This window comes from Rheinheimera tangshanensis (assembly GCF_014645135.1).
Taxonomy (GTDB): Bacteria; Pseudomonadota; Gammaproteobacteria; order Enterobacterales; family Alteromonadaceae; genus Pararheinheimera; species Pararheinheimera tangshanensis.
The window spans coordinates 944097-964216 of sequence record NZ_BMLH01000001.1 but is presented as its reverse complement, the minus strand read 5'-3'; the positions used below and the strand labels follow the sequence as shown (position 1 = coordinate 964216).

Below are 20120 nucleotides of genomic sequence, written 5' to 3'. Positions count from 1 at the left end.
TTTTTCGTCGTAAAAAAACCGGCAAAAGCCGGTTTTTTTCAGGTTTAACCTTTCAGCTCTCGCCTTAAGATTTTACCTACGTTAGTTTTTGGCAGTTCGGTGCGAAATTCTACCAGCTTCGGCACTTTATAGCCCGTCAAACGTTCCTTACAATGTTGTATGAGTTCAATATCAGTTAAGCTTTGATCTTTTTTCACGACAAAAATCTTCACGGCTTCGCCTGTAGATTCGTTCGGCACGCCAATGGCAGCAACTTCCAATACTTTATCGTTCATTGCCACGACTTCTTCTATCTCATTTGGATAGACATTAAAACCTGAGACTAAAATCATATCTTTTTTGCGATCGACTATGTAGAAGAAACCATCGTCATCAACACGAGCTATATCACCAGTGGCTAACCAGCCTTCAGCATTTAACACTTTAGCTGTTTCGTCTGGTCTGTTGTAATAACCTTTCATCACTTGGGGGCCTTTCACCCACATTTCACCGGCTTCACCAGCAGCCACTTCAACGCCTGCATCGTTCACCAGTTTAATGTCAGTCGAAGGCGCAGGAAAACCTATACTGCCGTTATAAGCGGGCAAATTGTAGGGGCTTACTGTGACTAAAGGCGCACATTCAGTTAAACCATATCCCTCAACCAGACGGGTTGAGGTGACTTTCTGCCAACGCTCAGCCACAGGACGCTGTACAGCCATACCTCCACCCAGAGCAAGCTTTAACTTACTAAAATCAAGCTGAGCGAAGCCCGGAGTATTGAGTAAACCATTAAATAATGTATTAACTCCGGTTAATGCTGTAAACGGATATTTCGCCAGCTCCTTAACGAAGTTAGGCATGTCTCGCGGGTTAGTAATCAAAAGATTAGTACCGCCATACTTCATAAAAACCAGGAAGTTAGCTGTTAAAGCAAAGATATGGTACAGAGGTAAGGCTGTGACAATAAATTCACTGCCTTTGCTCAGCAGTGGGTCTAAGCAGCCCGCTGCTTGTTCCAGGTTGGCTATCATATTACGGTGCGTCAACATAGCGCCTTTGGATACGCCAGTGGTGCCCCCTGTGTACTGTAAAAAGGCCAGGTCTTCACCAACCACAACAGGCTTTTTGTAAGCTGCAGCACTACCGGCCGCTATCACCTGTTTATAAGTGACGTACTTTTTCAAGTTGTGCGCAGGGATCAGTTTTTTAACGTGCTTGACCACCAGGTTGACTATAGTGCCTTTCACCAGACCTAACATATCGCCCATATGCGTCAAGATCACATGATCAAGCTTCACCTTGTCCTGAACCTCAGACAAGGTGTGAGCAAAGTTCTCTACAATGATAATGGCTTTGGCTTGTGAGTCCAGCAGCTGATGCTGCAATTCGCGGGGCGTGTACAGTGGATTAACGTTCACCACCACACAACCTGCACGTAAAATACCTAAAATACAGACAGGGTACTGCAGCAGATTAGGCATCATGACAGCCACTGCATCACCTTTTTTCAAACCTAATTGATGCTGCAAATAAGCGGCAAACTTTAAGCTTAATTGATCTAATTCAGCGTAGGTGATGCTTTTCCCCATATTAATGTAGGCAGTTCTGCCTGCATAATCTTTGATGCTTTCATCAAAAACTTCTAATAACGATGCGTAGTGATCGGCATTGATATCAGCCGGAACGCCTTCAGGGTAATTTTTTGACCAGACTCGATCCACTGTCCTCTCCTCGTGGTATTTATTATTTTTTAGTTATAGTAGTTATAGTTAGTACGTTGGCCCTTTGTACAGACCTCGGTGATATCTGCTACAAAATGGCACTGAGTTTTTACTCTAATCCTGCATCATCCCACAATTGCTTTCATTTCACAATTGTCTGCGGAATCAGCAGTTCTGACCCCGACTATAACAGCATAAAAAATCGTCAGGAACGATTTTTAACAGCTTTAGCTGGCCCGCAAGGGTGCTCTGCAGGATTGAAGAGCATAAAAAATCGTCAGGAACGATTTTTAACAGCTCTAGCTGGCCCGCAAGGGGGCTCTGCAGGATTGCAGAGCATAAAAAATCGTCAGGAACGATTTTTAACAGCTTTAGCTGGCCCGCAAGGGTGCTCTGCAGGATTGAAGAGCATAAAAAATCGTCAGGAACGATTTTTAACAGCTCTAGCTGGCCCGCAAGGGTGCTCTGCAGGATTGCAGAGCATAAAAAATCGTCAGGACAGTAAAAATTGACGGATTGCGTTGGCCGTTTTTTCCGGCTGAGTCATATGGCAATGATGCCCACCACTTAACTCCACCAGTTCTAGCTGTGAATAACAATACTGATACTGTTGTCGCGCTTGTTGCATCATGTCCAGACCATCAGTGGCCAAAATAGCAAGCACTGGGCATTGAATATCCTGCAGCAGCTGTGTCACTTGTGGTGGCAACAATCGATAGATTGAGGACTCCCGCAAACGCATATCTGCTGACCAGGTGATTCCTTCAGTGCAAGTTATGGAGCCCCTTTGAGTTAAAATCAGTGCCGCTGCAAGGTCAAAATCACTTTGGTTTTGTCTGGCCAATGCAGCGCTATGCAGATCGGGGTAAACTGGTTTTTGCTTCTGTGGACTTTGCCATCTGTGATGAATTGCAGTGCGAACTTGTTCAGTGATTTTAGCTGCGTCTCCTGCCACCAGACCCAGACTGTCGATCAATACTAATTTGCGTACCATCTGCGGCATAACAGCGGCTAACACAGAACCAATCATGCCACCCATTGAATGACCGATAATATCGACCTGTTTCCAACCCGCACTTTTAATCAGTGTAGCCAGATCATAAATCCAATCTAAGAAATGATAATGGGCGTCAGGACTGCGATGATCGGATTGACCATGCCCAGGCAGGTCAATCGAAACTAAATTCAATTCTGTAAGGTGAGCGCAAAGAGGTAAAAAACTATCAGCGTTGTCCAGCCAGCCATGCAGACATAAAGTGACCTGTTGTGTCTCCGGACCTTGTTGCCATCCCGCTAATGATAGAGTGGGCAGCGAAAACTTCACTGCCTGCATTAGTGACTGACGGTTTTGACAAATTTTAAAGTCATACGGTCACTCTCGCCTATAGCCAGATATTTAGCTCTGTCTACAGCGCCCATAGCCAAAGTTGGTGGTAAGGCATACACACCTTTTGGATAATCTTTGGTATCTTTTGGATTCGCGTTGATTTCTGATTTGGCTTGCAAAGTGAAACCGGCTTGCTCCGCGACTGCAATCACATAAGACTCGTCAAGATAACCTTCTACAGCCGAACTGGAGATTTCGGAGACGCGACTCGCTCTGTGTTCGACTATACCAAAGACCCCACCAGGTTTGAGTACATCAAATACAGCGCGAAATACATCCAGCAAATAACCTTGTTCGTTCCAGATATGTGCGTTACGGAAACTAAGTACTAAATCGTATTGTTGGGCAGCCCCGAGATACATGTAAGCAGGTGGATCAAATTCAGTCTGCGACACAGTTCCAAAGTGATCTTTATGTTGCAGAATACGCTGGCTGAGTTTTTCACTGATGCGACTCCAGAAGATTTTCCTGTCATCTTGCATAGTACCGTCATCTACACGGAAGTTAGCGATGCTTAACTTGCCTTGATCTTTTAAATAAGGCGCCAGAATATCTGTATACCAACCGCGGGCAGGCCATATCTCAAGCACAGACATATTCGGTTGAATGCCAAAAAACGTCAAAGTCTCAACCGGGTGACGGTATTGGTTTCGGGCTTTATCTTCTGCGCTTCGAAATGAATGATCCGCTAGCGCAGCCAGATCGGGTGCAGAAGGAGTTTCAGCTAAGGCAGCTGCGCTACAAAGCGCAGCTGAAACTATAACTAAATTAAGGTTGCACTTTATTTTGTTTATTATTGTCAACATGTACTGGGCCTTGTATTGTCGAATGTTGTTTTGTAATAGTGCGGACGCGTATACCAGGACTGTAGCCCCAGTAATAAGGATAAGGACGCATCATAGGCCAGGTATCAATGACCTCAATTCGTTCTTCCTGTTTTGGCCATAAATACACCCTCGCATCTTTAATCACCGGATAACGGTATTCATACTCATCCACTTTGCCAACTTCAGCACGAGTCAACTCTCCAAGCACTGTAACCGACTTACCTCGCTGGTACACCATAGGGTCTAAAAAGCCTTTGATGTAAGTCACAAAACGGCCCTGAGTTTGATCAGACACAGACGGACGACCATTAGAGCCTGACGGGAAATACACAACCTCCAGACGGGTTTGATTGGCTTGATTACTGATCTCTGCAATCACACCACTCCACCGTGCTGTACCAAAATCTATATTCTGTTGAGTGGCATTTTCATAACTGGTTAAGGCTACGTTATCAGCAATACGCACTGGTTCCGGATAACTGGCACAGCCAGCCAACGCCATCAGACTCAAAGCAACAACGACAAACTTCTTACTCATGACTTTTTAACCTCATTAACTACACGGCCTTTTAGATAAGGTGTAGCGGCTTTAGTTCCGTCACTACTCTAAGCCAAGCGTGATCGGCTCCGCAACACTTATATCTGAAGTTTTACTCTTACCTGGTTCAGTCCTGCTTTTACGTCTATTGGTCGCGTTTGGACTCTTTACAGTTTTGTCATATTTTGGTCACTGACGTAAGATAACCTCACCATACCGGCTCTGGTCGCACCAGATTTTTAGTTACCCACAGAGTATTCTTATGTTAAGAAAATTAAGTTTGATCAGTCTTGCTTGCCTTGCTTCTACATCTTTTGCTGTGACTGCAGCCCCAAAAAATATTATTTATATGATTGGCGATGGCATGGGCCCTGCGTATTTAGCAGCTTACCGGTATTACATGGATAACCCGCATACCAAAGTCGTAGAGCGTACTGTATTTGATGAGTTATGGATTGGTAATGCCAGCACCTATCCGGATGACGACACCGTAGTCACAGATTCTGCTGCAGCTGCAACAGCACTGTCCAGCACTCATAAAACCTACAACGGTGCTATCGCGGTTGATCACGACCATAAACCTTTAACCACTATGCTGGAAATTGCCAAAGCTCAAGGTATGCAGACAGGTGTGGTCGTCACGGCGCAAATTAACCACGCCACTCCTGCTGGTTTTCTGGCGCATGACCAAAGCCGTCAAAACTATGATCAGATCGCAGATGATTACATAGACAACAAAGTAAATGGCCAGATCGTTGCCGATTTAATGCTTGGCGGCGGTACCAGTTATTTCATCCGCAAAGACCGTAATCTGGTCGAGGAATTTAAACAGGCGGGTTTTCAGTATACAGACAGCTGGACTGGCTTAAAAACCCTGAACAAGCTGCCTGCTTTAGGGTTGTTTGCACCTAAGGGGTTTGAGAGTGCCTTAGACAACCCACAACCTTTGCCACTGAAACAGATGACAGAAAAAGCACTGGAGCTGTTGTCGCCGGCCGAAAAAGGTTTTGTGGTGATGATTGAAGGCAGCCAGATTGATTGGTGTGGTCATGCTAATGATATAGCCTGCGCTATGGCTGAAATGCACGATTTTGCTGAAGCTATTAAAGTGGCCAAGGCTTATGTGGATAATCATCCTGATACTATTTTAGTAGTAACAGCTGATCATGAAACCGGTGGTTTATCTTTGGGTGCCGGCGGTCAATACAGCTGGAAACGCGATGTCATTAAAAAAGTAAAACATTCCGGTGACTACATCGCTGGCCAGTTGTTAGCTCTGAAAGATGAAAAAGTGATGTATCAGGCATGGTTAGGGCTGACTGGTCTTGAGCTGAGCTCGGATGAACAAGCGTTACTCAGTAAAGCCCGCAGCCAAGGGCAAAAGACTCTGGCGACTGCAGTCAAACAACGTATTGATCACCATTCGACAACAGGCTGGACCAGCGGTGGCCATACGGCAGCTGATGTACCAGTTCTGGCTTACGGTGCAGATAAACACCTATTCGCAGGTTTTCAGGACAATACTGAAATTGCCGGAAAGCTGATCCAGTTTATCCAACAGCAAAAGTAATATTTAGTTATTGAAAAAACAAACCCCACTGCATGCAGTGGGGTTTTTTATTTGCTCAAGGGAAGCTTCTGCTTAGTACAGAAACGCCCTTAGCTTTTCAGATTACATGAACTTGTAGTCCAGGCCTAAGTAGAAAGTACGACCGTATACGTCAGTGTAACGTGGGTCGAAACCAACCTGGTGACCAGCACCGCCAGTACGTAATGACAGCGGAGGAGCACGGTCAGCTAAGTTATTAATACCAAAAGTTACGCCCAGAGCTTCCATCGCCTGGTACTTGGTCTGGTAGTTAATAGTAGCGTAAGACGGCACGCTCAGTTGAACGTCTGCACCGGCTCCTGTTACTGAACCTAAACGCACTGTGCGTGAAGCGGCATATTGAGCCTGATCTTCATAACCACTGCGGTAGTTCAGGATTGCACTGTGAGTGAAATCACCGTGCGTTAAGGTGTTGCTGAACTTAGCTAAAGTTCTGAATACAACTTCATTGTCATCACCAAAACGACCTAAGCTGCTGATCCAGTCATCCGTAGTACCAGGACGGGTATATTTGCTATCTAATACATAAGTACCAGCAAGCGTCGTAGTTAAACGACCAAAAGATAAGTCATTACCTACAGTTAAGTCCCAGTCAATACCTTTGTTGATAGACTGACCTACGTTGACGCTGGCGAAAATGATAGCCAGTTCTTCCTGACCTGTTGCCTTGTTGGTCTTGGTAGTGAACAGATCACGGTAACGTCCCGGGTTGTTGACGATCTGAGACTCAGTCACAGAAGTCACCAGGTTGGTCAGCTCAATGTTCCAGTAATCCATGCTGAAGCTGAAGTTGTTATCAGGCGCATAAACAAAACCTAAAGTGTACTGTTCAGACTCTTCTGGTTTTAAGTTCGGGTTACCCTGACTGAAAGCTTCAAACTGTTGTGGAGACGGGCTACATACTGCAGCCAGCGGGTCTGAAGTACCAGCAAATGGGCAAGAGTACGGGCTGCTTGTCACACCGAATTCAACTTTAGGCTGGCCTAAATCCAACATAGAAGGTGCTTTGAAACCAGTACCTGTTGACGCACGTACTAATAAATCATCAGTCACGTTGTAACGTAATGCCAACTTATAAGTCGTGTCGTTCATTGAATCGTTGACTTTGTAGCTGCCTGGACCTGCGATACCATCTTCGCTGTACACGAAGTCAGAGGTCACTTCACCAATGTTGTCATAACGCACAGCACCAGTCAGTTCCAGATTCTCAAGAGCCGGAACTATCACTTCAACAAAACCACCGTAGTTGTCACGGCTTAAGTCATACTCTGAACCGATGTTTGCACCTAACAGCAGATCCTGTTTGTTTGCATCAGACAATGAGCTGACATAGTGAGTGTTACGGAATTCAACACCTGTACCAATATAAACATCACCGGCAGGCAATTCATACACTGGAGTAGAGGCTTTGATATCAACGCCTTTTACTTCAGTGGTATCGTTGCTCCAGTTGCCATAGTACTGAGAATCTTGCAGAGCCTGCAGACCTTCAGCACTGATTTTATCCGGAGTATCAAAGACGTTGACTAAGCCAGAACTTACAGCTGTCATGAATTTATCAAAGATCGGGTAACCACCAGCAATGTTTTCGTCAGTATCGTTCTTTGAGTAAGTGAAAGCAGCTGAGTAGTCGATAGTGTCAAACACACCTTCAACACCAGTCACGATATGCGTTGATTTAGTGTTCCACTCTGTAGCACGGCCACCCAGAGGTAATGCACGCCATTGTGCCTGTACAGACGTAACTGAACCCAGGTGAGCAGGATCAACATAAGGCATCACGTATTGCTGTGCTAAGGCAGAATCTGCAGCTAATGGGAAGAAACCTGTTGCGTTAGGAGCGATACGGGTAGTCTGAGAGAAATCAGAGTACATTACATCAGCAAAAAGCTTCACGTCATCAGTCAGCGCAACGTCCGCGCCCAGCATTAAAGAATCACGCTCACTTTCTGGCAGAATTTCTACTGTCGTAGTGTAGTCAAACTGACATAAGCCTGAAGCTTCAAAGTTATCAGTAGCACAGCCACCATTTTGGTTCGCGTAAGGGTTAAATACAGCTGAGTTAACCGGTTTACCATCAGCGCCAGTGTATACATAACGAGCGTTAGCAGGGATGGCATTTGGCGAGCCTGCAACGTAGTAATATTGTTTGTTATTTAAATTGAACGGGATAATACCTGTCTTGGAAAACTCACGGTCAGTCGCTTTTAACTGTTCCTGTGAATCACGGCTGTAAGACACCAGCACGTTGTAACCATCTGCATCAAAATCGCCTAAACCGCCAGTGATAGAGAAGTTATCGCTGGTACCATTCTTCTCTTGTGGCTTGTTGTAACGAGCAGAAAGGTTCACACCCTGGGCGTCATCCTTAGTGATGAAGTTAACTACACCAGCGATAGCGTCAGAACCGTACAAAGCAGATGCGCCGTCCGTCAGTACTTCAACACGCTCAATAGCTGCTAATGGGATAGAGTTCAGGTCAATGGTAGAACCTGAGCCACGTGGTGCCATACGGCGACCGTTGATCAGAACCAGAGTGTAGTCAGAACCTAAACCACGTAAAGAAGCAGTTTTAATACCACCACCGCCGCCACCTACAGAATCACCATCAGTAGTGAAACCCTGCATAGAAGGAATAGACTGGATTAAGTCACCAGCAGTTGCCAGACCTGAACGGTCGATAGCAGCACGGTCAAGAACCTGAACCGGCAAAGCACCTTCAATGTCAGTACGTTTGATACTTGAACCAGTAACCTGAATACGTTCAACATTATCAGTTTCCTGAGCATGTACTGAACCAGAAAAAGTGACGCCTGATACAGCGCCAAAAGCAACAGCCAAACTTACAGCTTTTGACAACTTACTACTTACAAACATTTTGTCTCCCTGGACCACCGAGTAGTGGCTTTATTTTTACGGCAATCGACATGGGCGCCGATTGAAGTTACAACACGCCTGCATTGGGACAACCCAAAACGGCGGCGGATAATAAAGGTAATTTTTTGTCGGGGTCAACCGCTTTTGAGGCTTAAATAGTCACGTTAATTGGCATCTGCCGCAAATAACACAGGTGTTAAATTAATGATAAGAATCAACAACATATGAAAGCGAACACAAAATAAACAACATAGCTGTACTAGAATTAAACAACCAAAAACGGCGCAATCGAGCTATCTAGCTGTTTATTAACAAAAATAATGAAATCAGCCTTATTTACGGCCTTTTGAGGAAAGATGAATAAATAAACAAATGCGGAGCCGCTTTTGTTTTGTAACAAAATTGAAAGTAAATGAGATGAAAAACACGACAAACTAAATTAGAAATACAGTCAGAAGGAACAGGAAGCGCAGATTTTGTTTGGATGCAGTACAGAAAGCCAGCATCACCCCAAGTCGCGCCTCACTTTTTATGCTGAAGTTTTAAGCAATTGTTTTCTCAGCTTTGGCGCAGATGTTTTCTCCGACAGCCAGATATCTAAAAATGCCGGACCGAAAGCAGGGTCTGTTACATCGCCAAGTAGCTTATCATTGAAGTAAAACTGCACTGTACCATCAGCTAATAAAACACAACTCAACTGGTCGCCTTTTTTGACATCTGTCCAAAGCTGATCCAATTGTTTGGCCCACTCCTGATGCTGAGTAGACACCTTACCCTGCAGATGTTTCCATTGATCCACTGTCGCTTCAATAAAATCAGCTTTACTGATATCACGCTGATAAGTGAGCTTCAACACCAGCGGTGCACTTTGCTGGTAGTTACTCCATTGACCATCTGCGGTGTACAGTTGAGCCTGATACAAGTCCCAGAATAAATAACTAAACTGGCCTTGCCCAACGAGCTTGATATTATCTGGCATAGCCTGGGAACTAAAGCTCCAGGCAAAAGCTAAGATCACTAAAATGTTACGCATAAAATCGTCTGCTCCATCCTGCTAACACACCAAAGCAGCCCCAACATAAAGCTAATGCTATATAAGCTTCTGTGGTGTTGCTCACCTGCATCTGACCACTTAATGCTGCGCCGCCCAGATATGCCATTGGACCAGACACAGCCGCAATAAGTGCCGCCAGCCAGTAATTTTGTAGATACGCTGAAAATACCTGCACCACCACTAAACTGAACACCAACCACAATGCCAGCATCCACAAGGGGAGCCACTCAGAAGAAGTGAAACTTAATACACCGTTGTATTGCAACACCGAATCCAGAGCTATGCCCACCGCAGCCAGAGCCAACCACGCCAAACGTTCAGCCCTGTTACAACGCCACAAGGCCCAGAATACAAAAAGTAATACCGGAATAAGCAGCATATTTTGCAACAAGACAAGGGCAAACCAGCTCAGTTTGAAGCCAATCAGTACGGGCCAATTCATCTTAGTCATGACTGACGCATCCCGGCAGCGACTTTGCAACGCAACGAATAGGGCAAACAATTCAGCAGATGCAGGCTCCACACCAAACGTTTTGGAAAACGTATCCTTTGTTGCTGTGCATCAAGTCCGCGACGGATCCGCCCTGCTGCATCTTCGACCTGTAGCAAAAAAGGCATCTTAAAATCATTTTTCTGAGTCAAAGGAGTGTCGACAAAACCGGGTTCAATCAAACAAACACCTACACCACTGCCTGTCAAATCAACTCGCAAGCTGTCGGCGAAATAACTTAAAGCGGCTTTGCTGGCACCATAAGCCTGAGCTTTGGTAAAAGGGAACAAGTGAGCCAGACTGCTGACGATAGCCAGGGTTGCGTCTGCTGATTTTTGTAGCAGAGGTAATAACAATTTCACTGCAGCAACCTGAGCTTGAAAGTTCAGCGCCATAGTGCGGTCAAAAATATCCAAAGGCAGCTGGGTCACATCGACATAATCACAGCTGCCAGCATTGAGAATAACCAGATCCAACGCAGGGATCTGTTGACTCAACTGCACGACAGCGGCAGAGAATAGTTCTGTATTGGTCAAATCCAAAGGAAAAGCATGGATGTTTTTGTATTGGTTGTGTAGTTCATTCAGCGCGTTGACGGAACGTGCAACGGCGATCACTTGCCAGCCTTGTTCGGCGTATTGAATGGCAAGCTCACGACCTAAACCTGAACTTGCACCAGTGATTAAACAGTAACGGGACATAAACATACACTCAAAACTAATAGTACGGTTTATACGTGTATTCTCGTCAGGTGGATCCCAGCTTTAAAAAACAGCGTTGCTTGAGGCGACCTAAGCGTATAAATCCAGACTAAACATCTGTTGTATTTTGTCGCGTTTTTCCTGATTAGCCAGCATTTCGTAAGCGTTTAAGGCCTGCTGGTTACGCTGCTTGGGTTGATCGTAGGTGGTACGTTTTTGGGCTTCCTGCTGATCCAGCATAGACAAAACCTGAGCATCAGCACGCACACCGGAACCTGAAGGTACCAGTATGGTTTTACTTTGCTGTTCAGCCTCAACGGCTTTAGTTTTATTGCCCTGAAATACCAGCCCGACACTGGGGCTTTTGGGTACATCACGACTGACGGCTATTGTCATAACTGCTCAAAGTTCGCCTTTATTTGCTGCCAGTATAACTTAGCAAAAAAATTCGCCAAGTCACTTTTATGATCTGTTAGGGAGCTTTTGCCAGGTCACTTCGTCCCTCACATAAGTCGGTTCTGCCAGTTCGGCGGCAATAAACTGCCCCTGCCGGAACGGAGTTGCCGCCAGACTCAACATATCCTGCGCTGAAGGATACAGAATCACAGGGCTATGATGAACTTGCGCCAGATCCTCGGATCCGCTGTTGCCAGTTTTATGCCAGTCTTCCAGTTGCTGCGCATAAGTTTTCCAGCCAGTTCCCACAGCACAAATATGACCTTTTAACACAGGACCAGATAAATCAATTGGTTTAGCCGCGACTTCAGTGCTTAACGCTTGCATCAGCCCCAGCTCATCTAACTGAAAACTGGCCAGATAAACTTCATTCATGCGTGCATCTATAGCAGCCACCACCTGATGAGCCTGATGCAGTCTGTATGCAGCTTGTGCCATAGCAGCCAGGGTTGATACACCATAAACCGGAATTTCAGCGCCAAAAGCCAAACCCTGACATACACCCACACCAATACGCACACCGGTAAAACTACCAGGGCCTTTGCCAAACACCAGACCATCCAGTTGTTGCAGGGTTAAGCCCGCTTCAGACAACAACTGCTGCACCATAGGCAAAATACGTTTACTGTGTTGCTGCGGACAAACTTCATCCAAAGTCCAAATTTTGCCATCAACAGTTAAAGCCACTGAACAAGCTTCGGTTGAGGTATCTAATGCCAGTAATTTCAACAGGTGGCTCCTTTTCTACAATTCATTTTATTTGGGTAAATCTTCTAAAAACTTTATCGCAGCGCCCAGATCCCGGCTACGGCGCATTGGCGGTAGGCTTTTTAAAAATACTGAACCATAAGGCCGGGTCACTAATCTGTTATCACAAATCACCAGCACACCACGGTCTGACACGTCACGGATTAAACGCCCAACGCCCTGCTTTAAGGTGATCACTGCTTGTGGCAATTGCACTAAAGCAAATGGGTCGAGGCCCTTCATCTGACAATCTTCATTACGAGCTTGTAATAAAGGATCATCAGGCGATGCAAAAGGCAGCTTGTCGATAATAACGCAGCTTAGGGTGTCTCCGCGCACATCCACACCTTCCCAGAAACTGCCGGTGCCAAGCAGCACAGCATGTTTGGTTTCAACAAACTGTTCCAGCAATAAGCGTTTACTGGTTGTCCCTTGCACCAGCACAGGCAAAGACAAATGCTGTGGCAGTTCGTTGGCCATCCACTGCAGCATTCTGTGGCTGGTAAAGAGGAAAAAGCAGCGGCCCTGATTGGCTTCAATTAAAGGCACCGCCAATTTTAGCAGCGCTTTGCCCATACGGGCATCATTGGGTTCAGGTAAATAACGCGGCACCAGCAACATGGCTTGTTGTTCGTAATCAAAAGGGCTGTCGAGTAGCAGAGTATCTGCCTGCTGCAAGCCCATTTGTTCAATATAGTGGGCAAACCCCTGATCCACCGACAAGGTTGCTGAAGTAAAAATCCAGCTGCGTTTTTCGGCAAACACCAGCTCGCGGAATTTATCGGCAATGCTTAAAGGCGTTAAATGCAAGCTGATATGCTGTCTGGTGGTTTCATACCAAAAACTCACACCAGTTTTGCTGACATCCTGTAGTTTTTCCAGCTGAGTTTTAGCCAAAGCCAGCCGCTCAAAACAGTGATCCACCACTTCGTTGCGACCCAAGCTGCCTTTAAGCACCTGATACAACATACCCATGGCTTCAGAGACACGGGTCAGCGCCACTTGCACATCAGGTCTTTTACTGCTGTCACGCCAGTTGCCGCGTTCAGGTTCATCCGACCAAAGTAACCGCCAGTCCCGCACTAAAGTTGCCAGCTTGTCTGCTGTTTTACTCAATTGCGGATGATCACGTAATTCAGTTTTACAAATCAGCTCCAGCTCTTTACAGAGCTCCAGCAAAGTACGGCTGGATAAGGTTTCGCCAAAATACTCACTGGCGATATCCGGAATTTGGTGGGCTTCATCAAAGATCACCACATCCATATTCGGTAACAACTCACCAAAACCCGTGTCTTTCAGCGCCATATCGGCAAAAAACAAATGGTGATTCACCACCACTAAATCAGCCTGCATCGCCTTTTTGCGGGCACGCAGCAAATAGCAGTCTTCATAGGATGGGCAGTCTTTACCCAGGCAGTTGTCTGCTGTACTGGTGACAAGTGGCAAAGCCTTGGAGTCTTCGGCTATATAAGTCAGCTCGCCTATATCGCCGCTTTGAGTTTCGTTGGACCACTTTTTGATCAGGCTTAAATCATTGATCACAGCCGCATCTGCGGTTGGCACATGCTGGTAATGCTGATCTAAACGGAATAAACATAAATAGTTGGAACGGCCTTTTAATAAAGAAGTATCGACCGGCAAAGCCAGAGCTTTTAATACTGTAGGTAAATCGCGGAAATACAGCTGCTCCTGCAGGTTCTTGGTACCAGTGGATAAAATCACTTTTTTGCCGGATAACAAAGCAGGTACTAAATAAGCGTAAGTCTTGCCAGTACCTGTGCCCGCTTCCACTAATAACGCGTTGCCGTTTTCAATGGATTTGGTCACAGAAGCCGCCATCAGCTTTTGTGGCTCACGGGCTTTAAAACCTTCGATAGCTTTAGATAAAGCTCCTTGTTCGGCAAAAGCCTGCTGCACTTTTTTTAACATAAGCAGTAAAAGAACACAGAGTTGATGGGGAGAAGAACAGACAACAACATAAACAAGGCCCGGCAAGAATTTGCGCTATTATGCCTTGGCTAGATAAAAATATCTAAATGTCCTTCGTCATCCACACGCTGCTCTTCCTCAGGAGTGGTCTGAGGCGCAGGTGGATAGTCGTCACGACGACGCCTGTCCTGGCGTTTCTTTGGCTGATCTTTCAGTAAAATCAGGAAACGCTTTTCCTCTTTTTCATAAGCACTGATCTTGGCATCTTTGTACACAGGCGCGATCATAGGTCCAGACTGTTCAGCTGGCGTGCCTGGTGTTCTATACAAATAGGGAAATAAAGCGTCCATAAACCCCTCCTTTGCTCTGTTATCGGCAGTAACACAAATAACTTTATCTATACAACCTGATTGTTTTTCAATCTCCTCTTTAGAGTTATTTTTTTATAACTTATTCAGTTCAGACTATAAAAAACAACAAAAAAAACCATATAAACAAATAAAAACAAACAGATAGCAAAAATCAGCCTCAAAACGAAATACAGTTGAAACAAAAAATTCTGTTGCCTGAACGATAAAAAGCCGCTAGCTTGTATACATCTTAACGAGGAGTTACTTTCATGATTATCAACATTCACTGGCATCATCACCATCATTTATCCGACTAGCCGGTCTTTGTTGACATTGCAGGCTAGGTCATAACTAGCCTACGGTGGAGAAAGTGTAAACCAATTCCAACTGAACCCCGGGGCTAAAATCCCGGGGTTTTTGTTTTACGATTTTAAAAGGTACTTACATTATGACAGTTACAACCAACAGATTACGTATCGCCATTCAGAAGTCAGGTCGCCTGTCGCAAGACTCTCAGGCACTTTTAACCAGCTGCGGTTTAAAAATCAACTTACGCGAACAACGCCTGATTGCCCATGTCGAAAACATGGATATCGACTTACTGCGGGTGCGGGATGATGACATCCCTGGCCTGGTGATGGACGGTGTTTGTGATTTAGGTTTTGTTGGCGAAAACGTGCTGGAAGAAGTGTCCTTACAGCGCCAGTTGGATAACGAAACCTACGATTACACTGTGCTGGCCCGTTTAGATTTTGGTGGCTGCCGCTTATCCATCGCAGTACCACAGGAAGAAGATTATAAGTCTGTTAAAGATTTAGAAGGCCGCACCATTGCGACCACCTACCCACGTTTACTGAATCGCTATTTAAAACAAAACGGCGTCAATTGCCGTATCGTCAACTTAAAAGGCTCAGTTGAAGTGGCGCCGCGTGCTGGGTTAGCCGATGCAATCTGTGATTTAGTCTCCACTGGTGCGACTTTAGAAGCCAATGGCTTAAAAGAAGTGGAAGTGATTTACCGCTCCAAAGCTGTGCTTATTCAGCGCCGCGATTTAGCCGATGAAAAACAACTGAAACTGATCAAAAAGCTAATGCCACGTATTCAGGGTGTGATGCAAGCCAATGAAAGCAAATACATTATGTTGCACGCGCCACGAGCTCGCTTGCAGGAGGTGATAGCTCTGCTGCCAGGTGCCGAAAATCCAACGTTATTGCCACTGGCGGGCAATGAGGATTTAGTGGCTTTGCATGTGGTCAGCAGCGAGACGTTGTTCTGGGAAACCATGGAGCAACTCAAAGGCTTAGGAGCCAGCTCTATTCTCGTATTACCCATTGAAAAGATGATGGAGTAAAAGATGCAGTTTCAGATCAGTAACTGGCAACAACTGGATAAAACTGCGCAGCAGGCTCTATTAGAGCGCCCGCTGCAGCAGGAATCCGACAGTTTAAAACAGACAGTGAAGGACATTATCCGTGCTGTGCGCACTGAAGGCGATGCCGCTTTACAACGTTTTAGCCGTGAATTCGACAAGCTGCAAAGCAACCCTTTGCGCTTGGCTGATCAGCTGCAACAAAGCTTAATAGCGGGATTATCCGATGAGCTAAAAACTGCTATTCAGATTGCATATCGCAATATCCACAGCTTTCACGCGGCTCAGTTGCCGCAAAACATCCGCATTGAAACTCAGCCAGGTGTAGTTTGTGAACTGAATTACAGCGCCTTGGATCAGGTCGGTTTGTATGTGCCCGGTGGCAGTGCGCCTTTGCCATCGACTGTACTGATGCTGGGAGTGCCAGCTCAACTGGCTGGGTGTCGCCGTGTGGTGTTAGTCACACCTCCTGGTCAGCCTTCAGCTGGTGATATTGCCGCTGAAATTGTGTATGCCGCATCACTGTGTGGCATCACGGAGATTTACACCTTAGGTGGAGCTCAGGCCGTGGCGGCTTTGGCCTATGGCACCGAAACCATTGGCAAAGTGGATAAGATTTTTGGCCCTGGTAACCGTTTTGTTACTGAAGCCAAACAGCAAGTCAGCCAGGATGCACGTGGCGCTGCTATTGATATGCCTGCCGGCCCTTCTGAAGTGCTGGTGATTGCCGATGATAACGCCAATCCGGTCTTTGTAGCGGCAGATTTATTATCTCAGGCCGAACATGGCCCGGATTCCCAAGTGGTGTTGGTCAGCCCAAGCGAAGCTTTGCTGGTCAATACCATCAGTGAGCTAAAACGTCAGACCACTTTATTACCGCGCGCTGAAATTGCTCAAAAAGCTCTTGCTAACAGCAGACTGATTTTAACGCCGGATTTAGCCACAGCGGCACAAGTGAGCAATCAATACGCGCCTGAACACTTAATTATTCAAACTTCTGACGACCAAGGCTTGCTTAACAAGCTGACCAACGCCGCCAGTATTTTTGTTGGTCCTTATACGCCGGAATCAGCTGGTGATTATGCCAGTGGTACTAACCACGTATTGCCCACTTATGGCTACAGCCGTAATCACAGCAGTTTAAGTTTGGCCGACTTTTATCGTCGTTACACAGTGCAGACTTTAACAGCAGCTGGCATGCGCGATTTAGGCCCAACTATTGTCAAATTGGCCAAAGCCGAAGGATTAGATGCGCACGCCAATGCGGTGTCGTTCCGATTAGCAGAGTTAGAACTTGCAGCACAAATTTCAGAGGGAAATCCATCATGAGCCGTATCAGCAGTTTAGCCCGGCAAAAAGTGCAACAACTGGTGCCTTATGCTTCAGCCCGTTTGAGCATGAGTGGCGGCTCAGTTTGGCTGAATGCCAACGAAAACTCGATGGCAACAGACTATACACTGTCAGGCCAGTACAACAGATACCCGGATTGTCAGCCAAAAGAGCTGATCAGCGCTTATGCATCTTACGCAGGCGTGGAAAGCAATCAGGTGCTGACCAGCCGTGGCGCTGATGAAGGCATTGAGCTTCTTATTCGTAGTTTCTGTGAACCAGGCCAAGATGCCATCAGCATTTGCCCGCCGACTTATGGCATGTATAAAATCAGCGCCGAAAGTCAGCTGGTGGATGTCAATATAGTACCTTTAACCCAAGATTTAACTTTGGATCTGCCAACCTTATTTGCGCAAAAAGCCAATGTAAAACTGGTGTTTATTTGTAGTCCAAATAACCCAACAGGGGATTTAATACCTCGCGAGCAAATTATCGAGGTGCTGGAGTTTTATAAAGACAAAGCTTTGGTAGTGGTTGATGAAGCTTATATTGAATTTGCCCCTGAAGCTTCAGTGGCTGGTTTATTAAGCCAGTACAATAACTTAGTGGTGCTGCGTACTTTATCCAAAGCTTTTGCTTTGGCAGGCCTGCGCTGTGGTTTTACTTTGGCAGAGCCTTCTGTGATTGCGGCACTTCGCCAGATGATTGCGCCCTACCCTGTGCCAGCCCCTGTGGCTGAAATTGCAGTGCAGGCGTTATCAAGCCAGGGCCAGCAAAAAATGCGTGCGACGGTTGAGCAAATTAATAGCTTACGCGAAAGCTTTAGTACTTTTGCCAAAACTTTAGCTTATGTCAGCCGTGTGTATCCGTCCAAGGCCAACTATGTGTTGCTGTCTGTACCTGATGCCGCGGCGCTGGTTAGCTTTATAGCAGAGCAAGGGGTGCTTATTCGTAACCAATCCAGTCAACTGGGTTTAGGCCAGGTGGTGCGGGTCTCCATTGGCTCGCCAGCTGAAATGGCGCAGTTACAGCAGATTATGTCGTCTTATTCTTCTTTACAAAAACAGGAGTCTTTATGAGTGCCAAAGCTATTTTATTTATCGACCGTGACGGCACTATGGTGGAAGAGCCTCCTGTAGATAAACAACTGGATTCATTGGAAAAACTATCCTACGAGCCGGATCTGGTGCCTTCATTACTGAAATTACAGGCCGCGGGTTACTCCTTAGTGATGGTGACCAATCAGGATGGCCTGGGCACCAGCAGTTTCCCGCGTGATAGCTTTGATGCGCCGCAGGAAAAAATGATGCAGTTGCTCAATTCTCAGGGCATTCGTTTTGACGATATTCTGATTTGCCCGCACTTTGATAAAGACAACTGCAGCTGCCGTAAGCCGAAGCTGGGTTTAGTGAAAGACTATCTGCAGCAAGGCAAAGTGGATTTCACCAACTCTTTTGTCATTGGCGATCGGTTAACCGACGTGCAACTGGCGGAAAATATGGGCTTGCCTTCGTTCCGTTACGACCGCGAAACCTTAGGCTGGAAAGAAATCACTAAACAGCTGTTAAGCAAAGGCCGTAAAGGCAGCGTCAATCGTGTGACCCGCGAAACTGATATTCAGGTGAATGTCGATTTAGACCAGCAAGGTGGCAATGTGATTGAAACCGGCGTTGGCTTTTTTGACCATATGCTGGATCAAATCGCCACCCACGGTGGTTTTAGCCTGCAGTTAAAAGTCAAAGGCGACTTGCACATCGACGATCACCACAGTGTGGAAGATACAGCGCTGGCGTTAGGTCAGGCACTCAAACAAGCGCTAGGCAATAAAAAAGGCATTACCCGCTTTGGTTTTGTCTTGCCAATGGATGAATGCCGCGCTGAATGTGTGCTGGATTTATCCGGCCGTCCACTGCTGAAGTTTGATGCCGATTTAGGCCAGGGTGCTGTTGGTACTATGAACCTGGAAATGGTACATCACTTCTTCCGATCTTTAAGTGATGCCATGCTGATGACGCTGCACTTATCGGTCAGCCCGGGCAATAAACACCATATGGTGGAAGGTTTATTTAAAGCCTTTGGCCGTGCATTGGGTCAGGCGATTAAAGTATCAGGCGAAGCCCTGCCAAGCAGTAAAGGAGTGCTTTAATGTCTTTGGTGATTGTAGATACTGGCTGCGCCAATATCAGCTCTGTCTATTGTGCCTTTCAGCGCCTGGGTGTGGATGCTAAAGTCAGCCGTGATTTAGGCGTGATTAAAAAGGCCAGCCGTTTATTGGTGCCCGGAGTAGGCGCTGCCCGTCAGGCGATGGCGAATTTACGTGAACGCGATTTAATCACCACCTTGCAGCAAGCAGAACAGCCGTTATTGGGTATCTGCTTAGGTATGCAGCTTTTAACAGACCGCAGCGAAGAAGGTGATGTCGACTGTTTAGGTTTAATACCAGGCCAGGTCAAACGCATGCAAGTCGATGATCTACGTTTGCCTCATATGGGCTGGAATACGTTGCAGGTGGAACAGAGTGCGCAAAATCACCCGCTACTTAAAGGCATAGGCGAAAAAGACTATGTATATTTTGTCCATAGTTTTGCAGTAGCGCCGTCTGATACTACGCTAGCCCGCTGCAACTACGGCAGTGATTTTGCCGCTGTGATAGGCAAAGGCAATAAGCTGGGCGCACAGTTTCACCCTGAACGTTCAGGTGCTGTCGGCGCGCGTTTATTACAGAATTTTTTGGCTTTTAGTGGTTAATTTTTC

At 46.2% G+C, this 20120-nt stretch carries 19 protein-coding genes; 7 read left to right on the top strand and 12 right to left on the bottom strand.

The window, feature by feature from the left end:
- Window positions 1–44: 44 nt before the first annotated feature.
- Window positions 45–1703, bottom strand: coding sequence for a long-chain-fatty-acid--CoA ligase FadD (gene fadD, locus IEW88_RS04340; RefSeq protein ID WP_147904905.1), 1659 nt, complete (start codon window positions 1701–1703; stop codon window positions 45–47).
- Here fadD and IEW88_RS04335 point away from each other — a divergent pair.
- On the top strand, window positions 1685–2215 hold the full coding sequence (locus tag IEW88_RS04335) for a hypothetical protein (protein ID WP_188713504.1): 531 nt from the start codon (window positions 1685–1687) through the stop codon (window positions 2213–2215). The genes fadD and IEW88_RS04335 overlap by 19 nt on opposite strands.
- On the opposite strand, the gene IEW88_RS04330 is transcribed toward IEW88_RS04335, so the two are convergent.
- Genes IEW88_RS04330 through IEW88_RS04320 form a run of 3 tightly spaced genes read right to left on the bottom strand, consistent with a single transcriptional unit; the run spans window position 2197 to window position 4455 of the window.
- Window positions 2197–3036, bottom strand: a complete 840-nt coding sequence (locus IEW88_RS04330) for an alpha/beta fold hydrolase (protein ID WP_147904906.1) — start codon at window positions 3034–3036, stop codon at window positions 2197–2199. The genes IEW88_RS04335 and IEW88_RS04330 overlap by 19 nt on opposite strands.
- A complete protein-coding gene (locus IEW88_RS04325; RefSeq protein ID WP_053425522.1) occupies window positions 3036–3896 on the bottom strand; it encodes a class I SAM-dependent methyltransferase in 861 nt (286 codons plus the stop codon). Before IEW88_RS04325 ends, IEW88_RS04330 begins: the two co-directional genes overlap by 1 nt.
- The gene (locus tag IEW88_RS04320) at window positions 3859–4455 is read right to left on the bottom strand and encodes a Slp family lipoprotein (RefSeq protein WP_053425521.1); all 597 of its coding nucleotides are present in this window, start codon (window positions 4453–4455) and stop codon (window positions 3859–3861) included. The genes IEW88_RS04325 and IEW88_RS04320 overlap by 38 nt, the downstream gene beginning before the upstream one ends.
- 262 nt (window positions 4456–4717) lie before the next feature.
- Between IEW88_RS04320 and IEW88_RS04315 the strand changes: the two genes are divergently transcribed.
- Entirely contained in the window at window positions 4718–6025 is a 1308-nt protein-coding gene (locus IEW88_RS04315; RefSeq protein ID WP_147904907.1) for an alkaline phosphatase, read from the top strand.
- A gap of 102 nt (window positions 6026–6127) precedes the next feature.
- Here the strand turns inward: IEW88_RS04315 and IEW88_RS04310 are convergent, their stop codons facing one another.
- The 8 genes from IEW88_RS04310 to IEW88_RS04275 all read right to left on the bottom strand — a co-directional run bounded on the left by IEW88_RS04310 (window position 6128) and on the right by IEW88_RS04275 (window position 14668).
- Window positions 6128–8941, bottom strand: a complete 2814-nt coding sequence (locus IEW88_RS04310) for a TonB-dependent receptor (RefSeq protein ID WP_147904908.1) — start codon at window positions 8939–8941, stop codon at window positions 6128–6130.
- A 529-nt stretch (window positions 8942–9470) separates the two neighbouring features.
- Window positions 9471–9974, bottom strand: coding sequence for a chalcone isomerase family protein (locus tag IEW88_RS04305; RefSeq protein WP_147904909.1), 504 nt, complete (start codon window positions 9972–9974; stop codon window positions 9471–9473).
- Window positions 9967–10446, bottom strand: a complete 480-nt coding sequence (locus IEW88_RS04300) for a DUF2878 domain-containing protein (protein ID WP_147904910.1) — start codon at window positions 10444–10446, stop codon at window positions 9967–9969. Before IEW88_RS04300 ends, IEW88_RS04305 begins: the two co-directional genes overlap by 8 nt.
- Window positions 10443–11186 carry an SDR family NAD(P)-dependent oxidoreductase gene (locus tag IEW88_RS04295; RefSeq protein ID WP_053425574.1) on the bottom strand — a complete coding sequence of 248 codons (744 nt, stop codon included), beginning with the start codon at window positions 11184–11186 and terminating at the stop codon, window positions 10443–10445. Before IEW88_RS04295 ends, IEW88_RS04300 begins: the two co-directional genes overlap by 4 nt.
- 90 nt (window positions 11187–11276) lie before the next feature.
- The gene (locus tag IEW88_RS04290; protein WP_053425516.1) at window positions 11277–11582 is read right to left on the bottom strand and encodes a hypothetical protein; all 306 of its coding nucleotides are present in this window, start codon (window positions 11580–11582) and stop codon (window positions 11277–11279) included.
- 66 nt (window positions 11583–11648) lie between these two features.
- Window positions 11649–12371 carry a tRNA (adenosine(37)-N6)-threonylcarbamoyltransferase complex dimerization subunit type 1 TsaB gene (gene tsaB / locus IEW88_RS04285; RefSeq protein ID WP_147904911.1) on the bottom strand — a complete coding sequence of 241 codons (723 nt, stop codon included), beginning with the start codon at window positions 12369–12371 and terminating at the stop codon, window positions 11649–11651.
- A 27-nt stretch (window positions 12372–12398) separates the two neighbouring features.
- Window positions 12399–14318, bottom strand: coding sequence for a DNA repair helicase YoaA (gene yoaA / locus IEW88_RS04280; protein ID WP_147904912.1), 1920 nt, complete (start codon window positions 14316–14318; stop codon window positions 12399–12401).
- Between the two features lie 89 nt (window positions 14319–14407).
- Window positions 14408–14668 (bottom strand): hypothetical protein, encoded by a 261-nt coding sequence (locus IEW88_RS04275; RefSeq protein ID WP_053425513.1) that lies wholly within the window; start codon window positions 14666–14668, stop codon window positions 14408–14410.
- Between the two features lie 448 nt (window positions 14669–15116).
- On the opposite strand from IEW88_RS04275, the gene hisG reads away from it, so the two are divergent.
- The 5 genes from hisG to hisH are packed head-to-tail and all read left to right on the top strand — an operon-like array spanning window position 15117 to window position 20114.
- On the top strand, window positions 15117–16019 hold the full coding sequence (gene hisG, locus IEW88_RS04270) for an ATP phosphoribosyltransferase (RefSeq protein WP_147904913.1): 903 nt from the start codon (window positions 15117–15119) through the stop codon (window positions 16017–16019).
- A 3-nt stretch (window positions 16020–16022) separates the two neighbouring features.
- Window positions 16023–17366, top strand: a complete 1344-nt coding sequence (gene hisD, locus IEW88_RS04265; RefSeq protein WP_147904914.1) for a histidinol dehydrogenase — start codon at window positions 16023–16025, stop codon at window positions 17364–17366.
- The gene (gene hisC, locus IEW88_RS04260; protein WP_147904915.1) at window positions 17363–18445 is read left to right on the top strand and encodes a histidinol-phosphate transaminase; all 1083 of its coding nucleotides are present in this window, start codon (window positions 17363–17365) and stop codon (window positions 18443–18445) included. The genes hisD and hisC overlap by 4 nt, the downstream gene beginning before the upstream one ends.
- The gene (gene hisB / locus IEW88_RS04255; protein ID WP_147904916.1) at window positions 18442–19512 is read left to right on the top strand and encodes a bifunctional histidinol-phosphatase/imidazoleglycerol-phosphate dehydratase HisB; all 1071 of its coding nucleotides are present in this window, start codon (window positions 18442–18444) and stop codon (window positions 19510–19512) included. Before hisC ends, hisB begins: the two co-directional genes overlap by 4 nt.
- Entirely contained in the window at window positions 19512–20114 is a 603-nt protein-coding gene (hisH, locus tag IEW88_RS04250) for an imidazole glycerol phosphate synthase subunit HisH (protein ID WP_147904917.1), read from the top strand. Before hisB ends, hisH begins: the two co-directional genes overlap by 1 nt.
- The last annotated feature ends 6 nt before the right edge of the window (window positions 20115–20120 follow it).

Bases quoted from the DNA above. Each gene is read 5' to 3' on its own strand.
- IEW88_RS04330 (WP_147904906.1), bottom strand. From the start codon at position 3,036: ATGCAGGCAGTGAAGTTTTCGCTGCCCACTCTATCATTAGCGGGATGG.
- IEW88_RS04325 (WP_053425522.1), bottom strand. From the start codon at position 3,896: ATGTTGACAATAATAAACAAAATAAAGTGCAACCTTAATTTAGTTATA.
- IEW88_RS04320 (WP_053425521.1), bottom strand. From the start codon at position 4,455: ATGAGTAAGAAGTTTGTCGTTGTTGCTTTGAGTCTGATGGCGTTGGCT.
- IEW88_RS04315 (WP_147904907.1), top strand. From the start codon at position 4,718: ATGTTAAGAAAATTAAGTTTGATCAGTCTTGCTTGCCTTGCTTCTACA.
- IEW88_RS04310 (WP_147904908.1), bottom strand. From the start codon at position 8,941: ATGTTTGTAAGTAGTAAGTTGTCAAAAGCTGTAAGTTTGGCTGTTGCT.
- IEW88_RS04305 (WP_147904909.1), bottom strand. From the start codon at position 9,974: ATGCGTAACATTTTAGTGATCTTAGCTTTTGCCTGGAGCTTTAGTTCC.
- IEW88_RS04300 (WP_147904910.1), bottom strand. From the start codon at position 10,446: ATGACTAAGATGAATTGGCCCGTACTGATTGGCTTCAAACTGAGCTGG.
- IEW88_RS04295 (WP_053425574.1), bottom strand. From the start codon at position 11,186: ATGTCCCGTTACTGTTTAATCACTGGTGCAAGTTCAGGTTTAGGTCGT.
- IEW88_RS04290 (WP_053425516.1), bottom strand. From the start codon at position 11,582: ATGACAATAGCCGTCAGTCGTGATGTACCCAAAAGCCCCAGTGTCGGG.
- yoaA (WP_147904912.1), bottom strand. From the start codon at position 14,318: ATGTTAAAAAAAGTGCAGCAGGCTTTTGCCGAACAAGGAGCTTTATCT.
- IEW88_RS04275 (WP_053425513.1), bottom strand. From the start codon at position 14,668: ATGGACGCTTTATTTCCCTATTTGTATAGAACACCAGGCACGCCAGCT.
- hisG (WP_147904913.1), top strand. From the start codon at position 15,117: ATGACAGTTACAACCAACAGATTACGTATCGCCATTCAGAAGTCAGGT.
- hisD (WP_147904914.1), top strand. From the start codon at position 16,023: ATGCAGTTTCAGATCAGTAACTGGCAACAACTGGATAAAACTGCGCAG.
- hisC (WP_147904915.1), top strand. From the start codon at position 17,363: ATGAGCCGTATCAGCAGTTTAGCCCGGCAAAAAGTGCAACAACTGGTG.
- hisB (WP_147904916.1), top strand. From the start codon at position 18,442: ATGAGTGCCAAAGCTATTTTATTTATCGACCGTGACGGCACTATGGTG.
- hisH (WP_147904917.1), top strand. From the start codon at position 19,512: ATGTCTTTGGTGATTGTAGATACTGGCTGCGCCAATATCAGCTCTGTC.